Raw genomic sequence first — 12007 nt, 5'->3', positions numbered from 1 at the left:
GGATTTAGATAGCAAGGATCGAATCGCGGAGTTAGCCATCCAATTTGCGCTCTTATGGGAAAAGGCAAACTAAATGAAAGAAGCAATGATTGAACTGAAGGATTTTTCCTTCCAATACAAGGCACAGTCTGAACCAACCTTGAAAAATCTCAACTTAACCATTTATAAGGGGGAAAAGGTCCTGATTGTTGGTCCATCTGGTTCTGGCAAGTCAACCATTGGCCAGTGCTTAAATGGGATTATCCCTAATATCTATAAGGGAACCAGTAGTGGCCAATTCCTTATTCAGGGGAAAGAAGCCTTTGATTTCAGTATTTATGAGAAGTCTCATTTGGTCAGTACGGTCTTACAGGATACGGATGGTCAGTTTATCGGTCTCAGCGTAGCAGAAGACTTAGCTTTTGCTCTTGAAAACGATATGGTGGAGTTGGAAAGCATGAAATCCCGGGTCCATACCTGGGCGGAGCGCTTAGATTTGAACAAGCTCTTAGGCCATCGGCCTCAAGATTTATCCGGTGGGCAAAAACAACGGGTCAGCTTGGCGGGTGTCCTGATTGACGAAAGTCCGATCCTGCTTTTTGATGAGCCACTGGCTAATCTAGATCCCAAATCGGGTCAGGATATCATAGATCTGATTGATCAAATTCATGAAGAGCAGGGGACGACCACCATTATCATCGAACACCGTTTGGAGGATGTACTCTACCGTCCCATCGATCGGGTCATCTTGATCAATCAAGGACGAGTCCTCTTTAATGGGAGCCCAGATGAGTTGTTGAGGACGACACTGCTGGCTGAAAATGGGATTCGTGAACCCCTCTATTTAACAACTCTTCGCCAGTTAGGCCAGGATATCAGCAAGCTACCGCATTTGGACAAGGTAGAAAAGCTACCACTTGGGGATTTATCAGTGGATATCCCAACTCCTCATTTTGAAAAAGGAGTAGAGGCAGAGACAATCCTAGAACTTGGTCATTTGAACTTTGCCTATCGAGAAGGCCAGCCCATTCTAAAAGATCTTTCTCTAACCATTCCAAAAGGGCAGCGGCTAGCGATTGTTGGTAAAAATGGGGCTGGAAAATCTACCCTTGCTAAGGCGATTTGTGGCTTCATCCAGACGGAAGGAACTTATTTCTCAAAGGGAGAGGATATCAAGGGTGATAGTGTCAAGGAGCGAGCAGAGCGAGTAGGTTATGTCCTGCAAAACCCCAACCAGATGATCTCGACCAACATGATTTTTGATGAGGTGGCTCTGGGTCTTCGCTTGAGAAATGTTTCAGAGAAGCAGATCGAAAGTCGTGTCCATCAAGCCTTGAAAACCTGTGGTCTCTACGAATTTCGTAAGTGGCCGATTTCCGCCCTATCTTATGGTCAGAAAAAGCGGGTGACCATCGCCTCTATCCTTGTCTTGGGACCAGATGTTCTCGTCCTCGATGAGCCGACGGCTGGTCAGGACCAACGAAACTATACGGAAATTATGGATTTCCTTGATGAACTCCATCAAAAAGGGCATACCATTGTCATGATTACCCATGATATGCAGCTCATGTTGGATTATTCCGACCGGGCAGTCGTGGTTATGGATGGGCAGGTTTTGGCTGATTTGACACCGGCAGAGCTCTTGACCCAACCAGAAATTTTGAGACGGGCTAATTTAAAAGAAACATCTATTTTTGCCTTGGCAAATCGACTTGGTGTCGATCCTCTTGCCTTGACGCAGTTTTATATGAATCAGAAGGGGGAAGGCCATGAATAATCGTTTAGTCGGCTACCATGCTGGAACCAGCTTTCTGCATCGCCTCTCAGGCGCCAGCAAGCTCCTTTTCCTACTCTTGGTCTCATTAGCAGCTATGTTGAGTTATGATACTCGCTTGTTGTTGGTCATTGGTCTGGGTGCCCTCGCCTTATTTGCAACCTCAGGCATTCGTTTGAAAGACATCTCCTTTGTTCTGAGTTTTGCCTTAGCTTTTGCCTTTCTCAATGTCTTGATGGTCTATCTTTTTGCCCCACAATATGGGGTAGAAATCTATGGAGCAAAGACAGTTCTTCTAGATGGTTTAGGGGCATATAGTATTACAGCCCAAGAGTTATTTTATCTCTTCAACCTAGCTTTGAAGTATGTCTGTACCATTCCTTTAGCTCTTATTTTCTTGATGACCACCCATCCCAGTCAGTTTGCTTCGAGTCTCAACCAGATTGGGGTGTCTTACAAGATTGCTTACTCAGTGAGCTTGACCTTGCGCTATATTCCAGATGTGCAGGAGGAATACCAGATTATCAAGCTCTCGCAAGAAGCCAGAGGCTTGGAGTTGTCCAAAAAGGCCAACTTTATCCAGCGGGTGAAGGGAAATCTTCAGATGATTTCTCCCTTGATTTTTAGTTCTTTGGAGCGGATTGAAACGATCTCTACGGCCATGGAACTGCGTCGCTTTGGTAAAAATAAAAAACGAACTTGGTACACCTATCAGGAGATAACCACTCCTGATCGCTTGATTATCCTGGGGTCAATCTTCATGGTGGTCTTGAGTATCGTCCTGATTTGGGTAAACAAAGGTCGCTTCTATAATCCTTGGAGGTAAGAAAATGGCAGAAATAATTTTAGTAACGGGAGCATCTGCTGGCTTTGGCCAAGCCATTTGTCACCGCTTAGTTGCCGATGGGCATCGGGTGATTGGTGCTGCTAGACGCATTGAAAAATTACAGGCTCTTCAAGAAGAGCTGGGAGAAGCTTTTTATCCCCTTCAAATGGATGTGACGGAACCTTCTCAGGTAGATCATGCACTTGCTAGTTTGCCAAAAGCTTGGGAGAGAATTGATGTTTTGGTCAATAATGCTGGCTTGGCCCTAGGCCTCGCTCCAGCTCATGAAGCAGAGCTTATAGATTGGTTGACCATGATCCAGACCAATATTATCGGTCTGACCTATTTGACTCGACAAATCCTCCCCCAGATGGTGGAAAGAAATGACGGTTATGTTATTAATATGGGGTCAACTGCTGGAACAGTGCCCTATCCAGGAGCTAATGTTTATGGTGCCTCCAAGGCCTTCGTCAAACAGTTCTCATTAAATCTGCGCGCTGACCTAGCTGGAAAGCAGATTCGGGTGACCAATATTGAACCAGGTCTCTGTGAAGGGACTGAATTCTCGACGGTTCGCTTTAAAGGAGATGAAAAACGAGTAGAGGCTCTCTATCGCGATGCCCATGCCATTCAGCCCGAAGACATTGCGAATACTGTAGCTTGGTTGATCCAACAGCCTAAGCATGTCAATGTTAACCGGATTGAAATCATGCCAGTTTCCCAAACCTTTGGTCCGCAACCGGTCTATCGGGGAGACTAGGCCACATAACCAGCTCTATCCGGTGCTGGTTATTTTTCCATGTTGAAAATAAGAGGGGGAAAAATCTATGTCAAAAGCCTTAGTGATTGGATCCACTGTTTGTGATATTATGGTCTATCTGGACCGTCTACCGAGTCGGGAAGGAGATGCCCATATTGATCACCAGCAATGGTCTGTGGGAGGTTGTGCCTTTAATGTGGTTAATATCCTTCATTTTTTGTCGCAACCCTACCAGTTTGTCTCGCCAGTCGGTTCTGGGATGTATGGTGATTTTATTCGAAGAGAGTTAAAACAATTAGGGATTTCCTCTAGCATCTCATTAGAAGGGGCCAATGGTTGCTGTTACTGCTTTGTAGAGTCTGATGGTGAGCGGACCTTCTTATCGGACCACGGAGTGGAGTATAGCTTTCAAGCAGAGTGGCTAAAAGATATTGAGACAGATCCGTTTGATTACATCTACTTATGTGGCCTTGAAGTCGAGGAGCCAACCGGTCTTGCATTGGTCCAGTCTGTTTCGCAATTAGAAGGCCAGGTGATTTTCGCACCAGGACCACGTGGACTCATGATTCCCAAAGATCGACTGGAAGCAATTTATGATCTGCATCCGATTCTCCATGTTAATGAGGCTGAAGCACTGGCTTTTTCTGGGTGTAGAGAGATCCAGCCAGCCATCGAACACTTGTATCAGAGAACGGGGCAATTGGTCATTGTCACCTTGGGGGAAAAAGGAGCGGTTGCCTATGATGGCAACTGGTATGAGGCGGACGGTTTCCCAGCAGAAGTCGTTGATACAGTAGGTGCTGGGGATAGCCATGTCGGAGCTTTTATATCCGCTCGTTTAGAAGGTTTAGATATGACGCAAGCCTTAAGGTTTGCCAACATAGTCTCTAGCCAGATTGTTGCAAGTAAGGGCGTTCATCTGACAAAAGAGCAGCAAGAAGCCCTGCGAACAGAATTGAAACAAAAATAAAAAAGGAGTAGGGAATTTGTCCTACTCCTTTTTTGACTTTATCCGCTTAGCCCTTTGTATCTTACTACAATGGCCGCTTATTGGGCATGCCCGCTTTTCTTGGATATTTATTGGGGGTTTCTTTTTTCTTTTCGACAAGAGTGATATAGCGTGGATCGCCATTCGGCAATTCATACTGTAGATTGTCTTCAACCTTGCTAAATAGCAGGTTCAGGGCATTTTTGGCTTCTTCCAACTCTTCTGGAGCATTGCTGGCCTTGAGAGCAAGAAGACGTCCCCCTACTTTCAGGTAAGGGATGGTCAGTTCAGAAAGGACCTGCATCCGAGCAACGGCACGAGCAGTCACAAGATCAAATTGGGCACGGAAGGCCTTATCTTGCGCAAAGTCTTCAGCTCGTCCATGGTAGAAATGAACCCCGCTCAAGCCTAACTCTTCAGCTAGTAGGTGGAGAAAGTTGATCCGCTTATTGAGGGAATCAATGATGGTCACATCCAACTCAGGGAAAAGGATCTTCATTGGAAGACTTGGAAAGCCTGCACCAGCTCCGATATCCAAAAGACGGATGGGTTTGTTTTCGATCAACCCCTGCAAGATGGGTGCGATCGAATCATAAAAATGCTTGAGATAGACTTCGTCTTTTGCGGTGATGGCGGTGAGATTAATTTTCTCATTCCATTCCACGAGGAGCTCGAAATAGCGTTCGTATTGCTCTTTTTGTTGATCAGTTAATGGGAAGCCGAGATCGGCTAAATGGGTATAAAATTCTTCTGGTTTCATAAGATAATTTTACCACAAAATAAGAGAAATTTGATATACTGGTAGAAAGAAATGAAAGGAATTCAATAAAATGATTTGGATTATTCTTGGGATCCTTGTGGTCCTTGTGTTGATGGTAGTAGGAGTTTACAACGGTTTAGTGAAAAGTCGGATGCAAACTCGCGAAGCTTGGAGTCAAATCGATGTACAATTGAAACGTCGGAATGACTTGATTCCAAACTTGATCGAAACGGTTAAAGGCTATGCCAAGTACGAAGGAGATACACTTGCTAAGGTCACTCAACTTCGCCAACAAGTAGCTCAAGCATCTTCACCTGCAGAAGCAATGGCAGCCAGTGATGCTCTTTCACGTCAAGTTGCAGGCATCTTTGCGGTTGCTGAAAACTACCCAGATTTGAAGGCTAACACCAACTTCATGCAATTGCAAGAAGAATTGACCAATACAGAAAATAAAATTTCTTATGCCCGTCAATTGTACAACAGTGTGACAAGCAACTACAATGTGAAATTGGAAACTTTCCCAACAAATGTAATTGCTGGAATGTTTGGCTTCAAACAAGCCGAATTCCTTCAAGTGCCTGAAGAAGAAAAAGCAGTACCAAAGGTGGATTTTAGCGGATTAGGAGACTAATATGCTGTTTGACCAAATTGCAAGCAATAAAAGGAGAACCTGGATTCTCCTTATTGCTTTTTTCATACTCTTGGCCCTTATCGGAGCAGCCGTTGGTTATCTCTGGTTAGGCTCCTCGCTTGGTGGCGTCATCCTTGCTTTGATTATTGGGGGCATCTATGCCTTTAGCATGATTTTTCAATCAACGGAAGTTGTGATGCGGATGAATGGTGCACGCGAGGTAACAGAAGATCAAGCTCCTCAACTTTACCATGTTGTCCAAGACATGGCCATGGTGGCTCAGATTCCTATGCCTCGTGTCTATATTGTAGACGATCCTTCCATGAATGCATTTGCGACAGGGTCTAATCCTCAAAATGCAGCTGTTGCAGCAACGACAGGTCTTCTAGCTGTGATGAATCGAGAGGAATTGGAGGGAGTTATTGGACACGAAGTCAGCCATATTCGCAATTACGATATCCGCATCTCCACCATTGCAGTGGCCTTAGCCAGTGCCATCACCATGCTCTCGAGCATTGGTGGCCGGATGATGTGGTGGGGCGGTGGCCGTAGACGGGATGATGATCGAGAAGGAGGCAGTGGTTTAGAAATAATTATTCTGATCCTTTCCTTGCTTGCCATCGTATTAGCACCATTAGCGGCGACCTTGGTACAGTTAGCCATTTCTCGCCAACGGGAGTTTCTGGCTGATGCCTCCAGTGTCGAATTGACACGGAATCCTCAAGGGATGATCAATGCTCTTTTGAAACTAGATAACAGTGCACCCATGCAACGCGAGGTTGATAGTGCCAGTAGTGCTCTCTTTATCAACGATCCTAAAAAAGAATCCGGCTTTCAAAAGCTCTTTTATACCCACCCACCCATTGCTGAACGGGTGGAAAGACTAAGAAGAATGTAAAGTGAGAGTTGGACAGAAATCGGTAATTCGTTAGAATTCGATTTCATCGTCCCACCTCCGCACAGTTGAGTAGGGCTATAAAAGCTGATGAAATCAGCGTAGTAGAGCCCACTCAACCACTGCGTCTTGCTCGACAATCCAAAAACAATAAAGAGGCTAGGAATTTTGTCCCAGCCTCTTTATTTGCTAGACAAGAGGACGGTAGTGAAACCGAAAATGGCAAAGATTCCCCAAGCTAAAGAGAGGTTCCAGATAGCTAGACTAGAAAAAAGGACTGTTCCAAGAGGCATAGCAAAGCTTACCATCAGACCCAAAAAGCTAGAAGTAGAGGCTAATTTCTCAGCTGGCAGTTTGCTCATTAAAAGACTGGAAACTTTTGGGTTGATTTTTGCAACAAGATAACCGAGGAAAGTGATGAGTAGAAGGGATAGGATATCCCAGTGGACCAGAACATTTGTGAGGCCAAGCATGGTCAGACCACCTGCAATCCACAGTAGAGTATGGTGAAGGGTTTGTTTGGAAAAATAATCGTGAGGTGTCAGGCTAGCCCAGACCATGCTTAAAATAGTCACTGCTTCTAAGATCAAGAGCGATTGGCTAAAGCTCAAATGAAAGAAGGGGGAGTGAAGCAGTTGCAAATTATAGATGCCGGAGATGGATCCGCCCAAAGCATTGATGAAAACTAGGGATAGGAGAAGTTTTCCAAAGTTGTGAACTTCTTCATCTGCAAAGATAGTGGTGACATTGCGATAGATGTCTCGACATTCTTGAAGGAAAGAAACTTTCTTACTCGAATCCACTTGAATCGGTTCGTGGGTCAGTTGACTTCGTCGGATGAAAAGACAAGTGGAAGACAGGAGAAATGTCAGGGCATTGATCGAAGCAACAAGTGCAAAGTTTTGGTGACTGACAGCTAAAAGCCAGACTCCCAGCGCTTGACCTGAAATGGAACAAACCATACTAAGCAGTTGATTGAAGGAATAGGCTTCCATCAGATCCCCTCTAGGGATGTTCTTCTGCATAATGGGAAGTTGCAATCCCCCGCGATAATCACTTAAACAATCTGACACAATATTCAAGAAGCAAACGATCGAAAAGGCCAGGTAACCCGGAATCTGCGTCATCAGTGCAATGATGACGAAAAGGATAGCTTGCAGAAAGCCCATTCGGATCAGCCAGTCAGCTTTTTTAGCGGTGTGATCGGCCTTCATTCCAATGAAAATGGTGAAAAGACTTGGGATAAAAACAATGAGATTGGCGATCCCAACTGCCAGACTAGGGTGAGGCATACTAGCCGCGAAGACCACAAAGACCAAATTGTAGATGGCAGCACCAATGGTATTCAAAAAACGTGAAAGACTGAGTAAGGCAAAGATGTGATTGCGAAATAAGAGTTTCATAAGCTTTCCTCCTTATGCTTAGCAGATAAAATAACTTCTCTTAAATGTTGCAAGGCCTGCTTGAGAAGAGACAGTTTCTCCTCTTCCGTCAGTTCTAATTTTTCCTCTTTAACATAAAAACTAGTTTGTTTAAGGAAATAATGAAGGAGACGATTCTTTAGTCTGCTTATCATGCTGGGACCTCTTTCTTTTCTTGATGATCCTATTGTAGACCTCAAAAATATGGAAAACAAAAAGTTGCATATTTTCAACAAAAAGAGGCTAGGACAAAAGTCCTAGCCTCTCAATTGTTTTTAGATTGCCGAGCAAGACGCAGTGGTTGAGTGGGCTCTATTATGCTGATTTCATAAGCTTATACAGCCTTACTCAACTGTGCGGAGGTGGGACGACGAAATCGAATTCCAACGAATGACCGATTTCTGTCCCACTCTCTTTTCAGGATTCCTTGAGGAGTTCTTGCAGGCCCTGTTTGTAGTAGTTGGCACTGTCCTTACAATCCAGAATAGAGAGGACCTGAATGGCCTGTTCCATCTTTTCAAGACCAGTTTCTTTTTCTCCCTTTCGATAAAGAAATTCCCCTTTGGCATAGAGATAAACCGTCCGAAGGTAGGCTTCGTTTTCAGAGTAAAAGTGGTCCTTGATCAGCTGATCAAAATAAGATGCATCTTCAAATTCATCCGAACTGATGGCCAGAAAAAAGCCATTGAGAAAAATAGAGTTGAGGGCAGGACGAGAAGAGTCTAGGAGAAGCTTGAAATCATCTCTTTGGACCAACTCCTCTGTATACTGTCGATAGAGCTGACTAGAGAAAAGAGGAGAGGTCAGTGAAAATAGGCTTAACTCAAAATTTCCCCAGACCATGACAGAGAAGAGGTAGTCATAGAGGAAATCTAGTTCCTCTTGGCTAGCAGCCAACTCCACCTCAGGATAGAAGGCAAGCATTTGAGCCTTGAGAATAATACTGGCTAAGAAGTCTTCTTTTTTGTGATCTTTCTGATAGGCTAGCTGGTAGCGTTGGTACAAGGCTTGATCATGTTCCAAGCTCATGTTTTCATAGTGTTCTTTCAATAATTTGGGAATAAAAGAGTGCTGATCGATTTCTGCTAGATGGGAAAACTCACTGAGGCTGGTTTTGATCTGTTGAAGAGCCTGAAAAAAACGTTGCGTAGTGAGGTCATTTTCCCCTCTCTCAAATCGAGATAGCATAGAGCGCGAAAATTCCCCACCAGTAGCTTCTTCTAATGAAATATGGCGACTTTCCCGTATTTGCCTAAAAACTGCTCCGATTTCTTTCATGCCTTCTCCTCTTTTAGCTGGTATTTTTCAACCAATTGCTCAACGGTATTCCCCTTACTTAACCAATCGACCAGACGATCTAATCGACGAATTTCCTGCATCAAAGGATCTTGAATTGTTTCAATTTGCACGCCACAAACTTTCCCAGTAATCAGTGTTCGATTGTGGTGATAGGCAGGAGCTTGGCGAAAGAAATCTCCGTAGCTTCCGTCACGCTTTTTCCATTCTTGCAGTTCCGCCAGAGAATAGCCTGTTAATCGCGAGGTGATTTGGTCAAGGCTGGTCTCTGTTCCACCCTTTCGTAAGACTTTTTGGACTAAAGCTGTATATACAGTTGAAAATGATAAATCGTAAACTCTTGCCATCAGATTTTCTTTATCTTTTTTCATGATTATAACAAATTTTTGAGGAGACTTCTTGGTTGAGGGGCGGCTTCATGATATACTAATAGTATCTAGAAGATTTGAGGACAAAAGAATGAACTTATTTACACAAGAAATCCGTAAAAATCCTGAAGGACTAGCTTTTGATCAAGAGTTGGATTTGCTCAAGGAATTGCAAAAGCGTAATCCAGAAATTCTTGATTTAAAGAATGTGACAGCGACAGGACGAGTAGCCTATGATACAGGCCTCTATGTCTTGGATTACCAATTGACCTATACCATCGTCCTTGCCTCTAGCCGAAGCATGGAGCCTGTCGAGCTTCAAGAGAGCTATCCTGTAACAGAGGTATTTGCAGAGGATGTACAGTCTGACGCAGATATCGAGGCCCTAGAGGAAGACTTGATCCTTCCAATCGAAGGTGGGAAGATTGAACTGAGTGAGAGTGTAGCGGATAATATCCTGCTCAATATTCCTCTCAAGGTCCTCACTCCAGAAGAAGAGGCTGGACAAGGTTTTATCGAAGGCAATGATTGGAAAATCTTATCCGAAGAAGAATACCAAGCCGCTCAAGCGATCAAGAAAGAAGAAAACAGTCCTTTCGCAGGTCTAAATGGCTTGTTTGACGAAGAATAAGCTAGAGATTGCATTTGATAAATTTAGATATAAATACAGGTCTTTTCTTTGAGGAAAGGCCTTTTTTTGATATACTAGAATTAATAAACAACAGAGGGGAGACCTCTAAAAAAGGAGAAAAAGTATGGATACTTTATTTATTCCAGGTTGGTTGATTACTTTTGTAATCGTAGCCATTCTTGTATTGATCTTGTTGGTCAAAGGGTATGTCAACGCTAAACCCAACGAAGTCGTGGTCATTACAGGTCTTCGGAAACAACGTCACTTGCGTGGGAAAGCTGGCTTTATGATTCCCTTTGTCGAACAACGCTCTTATCTTGATATTGAGCAATTCTCGACAGATGTTCGGACGTCAGAAGCAGTCCCAACACTGGACTTCATTAACGTCCGTGCTGATGCAGCTGTTAAGTTAAAAATCGGAACAACCGATGAGATGATTGCCCGTGCTGCAGAAAACTTCTTGAACTGGAATACGACGGATATTTCCAACTCTGTTCAAGATGTCTTGGAAGGGAATTTGCGGGAAGTGATCGGTCAGATGGAGCTCCGTAAGATGGTCAACGACCGTCAAGAGTTTGCTTCAAAGGTGCAAGACAACGTAGCACCAGACTTGGCCAAAATGGGTCTAGAAGTCATCGCCTTTACGGTTCAATCTTTCTCTGATGAAGGGGGAGTCATTGATAACCTCGGGATTGAAAATGTTGAAACCATTAAGAAAGATGCCTTGATTGCCAAAGCCAAAGCAGAACGCGAACGCAAGGAAGTCGAAGCAGAACAAGATAAATTGGCCAACGACAAACGCGTCGCAGCCGATCTTGAAATTGCGCAAAAACAAAACGAATTAAAACTCAAACAAGCAGCCCTCAAGCAAGAAGCAGATATTGCTCAAGCCAAGGCAGATGCCGCTAAAGGGATTGAGGCAGAAGTGCAACGTCGTGAACAAGAGCGCGTGGCAGCCGAAGCCAATATCATGAAACAAGAAAAAGAAGCGGAAGTCAAAGAGCGCGAAGTTAAGGTTCGTGAGCAAGAATTGGATGCCAACATCCGTAAGCAAGCCGAAGCTGAAAAATATGCGCGTCAACAAGCAGCCGAAGCTGAATTGATCGAACGCCAACGCAAGGCGGAAGCTGAACTTTTCGAAACACAAAAAGAAGCCGAAGCTCGGAAAGCCCAAGCCGAAGCTGAGAAATTTGCTCAACTGCAAGAGGCTGAAGCTATCGAAGCCAAAGGTCGCGCCGAAGCCGAAGCTATTCGCTTGAAACTAGAAGCCGAAGCTAAAGGTTTGGACCAAAAGGCCGAAGCGATGAAGAAAATGCAAGAAGCAGCCATTACTGAAATGGTCGTTGATAAGTTGCCTGAAATTGCGCGTGCTGTCGCAGAACCATTAACCAAGGTGGATAAGATTACCATGTACGGTGAGGGTAATGCTTCTAAGATGGTGGGCGATATCATGCAAAGTATCGACCAAGTCTCTCAAGGAGCTGGATTCGATATTCGTCAATTGTTAGCAGGAGCTCTTGGGGTCAATATGACGGTCAACAAACTCAAAGAAGGAGAACAACCGGTCATTGAAGCGAATGAATTAGCTTCAAAAGAAGATTAATGCCATTCTTAAGAAAGTGTCTGAGAACTGTTTCTCGGGCACTTTTGTTTTTAAGATCAAATGACTTGCATGATC

The 12007-nt window shown here is 44.2% G+C and carries 13 protein-coding genes; 8 read left to right on the top strand and 5 right to left on the bottom strand.

Annotated features, from left to right (window positions below):
• The first annotated feature begins 73 nt into the window (after positions 1–73).
• From AB5Y61_RS07840 to AB5Y61_RS07825, 4 genes are all read left to right on the top strand, one after another.
• Positions 74–1756 (top strand): ABC transporter ATP-binding protein, encoded by a 1683-nt coding sequence (locus AB5Y61_RS07840; protein WP_368403761.1) that lies wholly within the window; start codon positions 74–76, stop codon positions 1754–1756.
• Positions 1749–2579 (top strand): energy-coupling factor transporter transmembrane protein EcfT, encoded by an 831-nt coding sequence (locus tag AB5Y61_RS07835; RefSeq protein ID WP_368403760.1) that lies wholly within the window; start codon positions 1749–1751, stop codon positions 2577–2579. The genes AB5Y61_RS07840 and AB5Y61_RS07835 overlap by 8 nt, the downstream gene beginning before the upstream one ends.
• Before the next feature lie 4 nt (positions 2580–2583).
• On the top strand, positions 2584–3339 hold the full coding sequence (locus tag AB5Y61_RS07830; RefSeq protein WP_368403759.1) for an SDR family oxidoreductase: 756 nt from the start codon (positions 2584–2586) through the stop codon (positions 3337–3339).
• Positions 3340–3406: 67 nt separating this feature from the next.
• A complete protein-coding gene (locus AB5Y61_RS07825) occupies positions 3407–4309 on the top strand; it encodes a carbohydrate kinase family protein (protein WP_368403758.1) in 903 nt (300 codons plus the stop codon).
• A gap of 64 nt (positions 4310–4373) precedes the next feature.
• Here AB5Y61_RS07825 and rsmG read toward each other — a convergent pair whose 3' ends face one another.
• On the bottom strand, positions 4374–5087 hold the full coding sequence (gene rsmG / locus AB5Y61_RS07820; protein ID WP_368403757.1) for a 16S rRNA (guanine(527)-N(7))-methyltransferase RsmG: 714 nt from the start codon (positions 5085–5087) through the stop codon (positions 4374–4376).
• A 70-nt stretch (positions 5088–5157) separates the two neighbouring features.
• Here rsmG and AB5Y61_RS07815 point away from each other — a divergent pair, with 70 nt between their 5' ends.
• Complete coding sequence (locus AB5Y61_RS07815) at positions 5158–5718, top strand: LemA family protein (RefSeq protein ID WP_061564262.1); 561 nt, start codon at positions 5158–5160, stop codon at positions 5716–5718.
• 1 nt (position 5719) lies between these two features.
• Positions 5720–6616, top strand: coding sequence for a zinc metalloprotease HtpX (gene htpX, locus AB5Y61_RS07810; RefSeq protein WP_368403756.1), 897 nt, complete (start codon positions 5720–5722; stop codon positions 6614–6616).
• 179 nt (positions 6617–6795) lie between these two features.
• Here htpX and AB5Y61_RS07805 read toward each other — a convergent pair whose 3' ends face one another.
• From AB5Y61_RS07805 to AB5Y61_RS07790, 4 genes are all read right to left on the bottom strand, one after another.
• Complete coding sequence (locus tag AB5Y61_RS07805; RefSeq protein WP_368403755.1) at positions 6796–8016, bottom strand: transporter; 1221 nt, start codon at positions 8014–8016, stop codon at positions 6796–6798.
• A complete protein-coding gene (locus AB5Y61_RS07800) occupies positions 8013–8189 on the bottom strand; it encodes a hypothetical protein (protein WP_368403754.1) in 177 nt (58 codons plus the stop codon). Before AB5Y61_RS07800 ends, AB5Y61_RS07805 begins: the two co-directional genes overlap by 4 nt.
• Positions 8190–8451: 262 nt before the next feature.
• The gene (locus AB5Y61_RS07795) at positions 8452–9312 is read right to left on the bottom strand and encodes a transcriptional regulator (RefSeq protein WP_368403753.1); all 861 of its coding nucleotides are present in this window, start codon (positions 9310–9312) and stop codon (positions 8452–8454) included.
• Positions 9309–9680, bottom strand: a complete 372-nt coding sequence (locus AB5Y61_RS07790; RefSeq protein WP_368403763.1) for a DUF2200 family protein — start codon at positions 9678–9680, stop codon at positions 9309–9311. Before AB5Y61_RS07790 ends, AB5Y61_RS07795 begins: the two co-directional genes overlap by 4 nt.
• A 109-nt stretch (positions 9681–9789) precedes the next feature.
• Here AB5Y61_RS07790 and AB5Y61_RS07785 point away from each other — a divergent pair, with 109 nt between their 5' ends.
• A complete protein-coding gene (locus tag AB5Y61_RS07785; protein ID WP_368403752.1) occupies positions 9790–10329 on the top strand; it encodes a DUF177 domain-containing protein in 540 nt (179 codons plus the stop codon).
• A 124-nt stretch (positions 10330–10453) separates the two neighbouring features.
• Entirely contained in the window at positions 10454–11932 is a 1479-nt protein-coding gene (locus tag AB5Y61_RS07780; protein ID WP_368403751.1) for an SPFH domain-containing protein, read from the top strand.
• Positions 11933–12007 lie beyond the last annotated feature (75 nt).

It is taken from the genome of Streptococcus parasanguinis (genome assembly GCF_040908565.1).
In the GTDB taxonomy this organism is placed as follows: domain Bacteria; phylum Bacillota; class Bacilli; order Lactobacillales; family Streptococcaceae; genus Streptococcus; species Streptococcus parasanguinis_AC.
This window is presented reverse-complemented; position numbering and strand designations above follow the sequence as displayed.

Excerpts from the sequence above, each read along its gene's own strand:
- AB5Y61_RS07840 (WP_368403761.1), top strand. The coding sequence starts at position 74 with ATGAAAGAAGCAATGATTGAACTGAAGGATTTTTCCTTCCAATACAAG.
- AB5Y61_RS07835 (WP_368403760.1), top strand. The coding sequence starts at position 1,749 with ATGAATAATCGTTTAGTCGGCTACCATGCTGGAACCAGCTTTCTGCAT.
- AB5Y61_RS07830 (WP_368403759.1), top strand. The coding sequence starts at position 2,584 with ATGGCAGAAATAATTTTAGTAACGGGAGCATCTGCTGGCTTTGGCCAA.
- AB5Y61_RS07825 (WP_368403758.1), top strand. The coding sequence starts at position 3,407 with ATGTCAAAAGCCTTAGTGATTGGATCCACTGTTTGTGATATTATGGTC.
- rsmG (WP_368403757.1), bottom strand. The coding sequence starts at position 5,087 with ATGAAACCAGAAGAATTTTATACCCATTTAGCCGATCTCGGCTTCCCA.
- AB5Y61_RS07815 (WP_061564262.1), top strand. The coding sequence starts at position 5,158 with ATGATTTGGATTATTCTTGGGATCCTTGTGGTCCTTGTGTTGATGGTA.
- htpX (WP_368403756.1), top strand. The coding sequence starts at position 5,720 with ATGCTGTTTGACCAAATTGCAAGCAATAAAAGGAGAACCTGGATTCTC.
- AB5Y61_RS07805 (WP_368403755.1), bottom strand. The coding sequence starts at position 8,016 with ATGAAACTCTTATTTCGCAATCACATCTTTGCCTTACTCAGTCTTTCA.
- AB5Y61_RS07800 (WP_368403754.1), bottom strand. The coding sequence starts at position 8,189 with ATGATAAGCAGACTAAAGAATCGTCTCCTTCATTATTTCCTTAAACAA.
- AB5Y61_RS07795 (WP_368403753.1), bottom strand. The coding sequence starts at position 9,312 with ATGAAAGAAATCGGAGCAGTTTTTAGGCAAATACGGGAAAGTCGCCAT.
- AB5Y61_RS07785 (WP_368403752.1), top strand. The coding sequence starts at position 9,790 with ATGAACTTATTTACACAAGAAATCCGTAAAAATCCTGAAGGACTAGCT.
- AB5Y61_RS07780 (WP_368403751.1), top strand. The coding sequence starts at position 10,454 with ATGGATACTTTATTTATTCCAGGTTGGTTGATTACTTTTGTAATCGTA.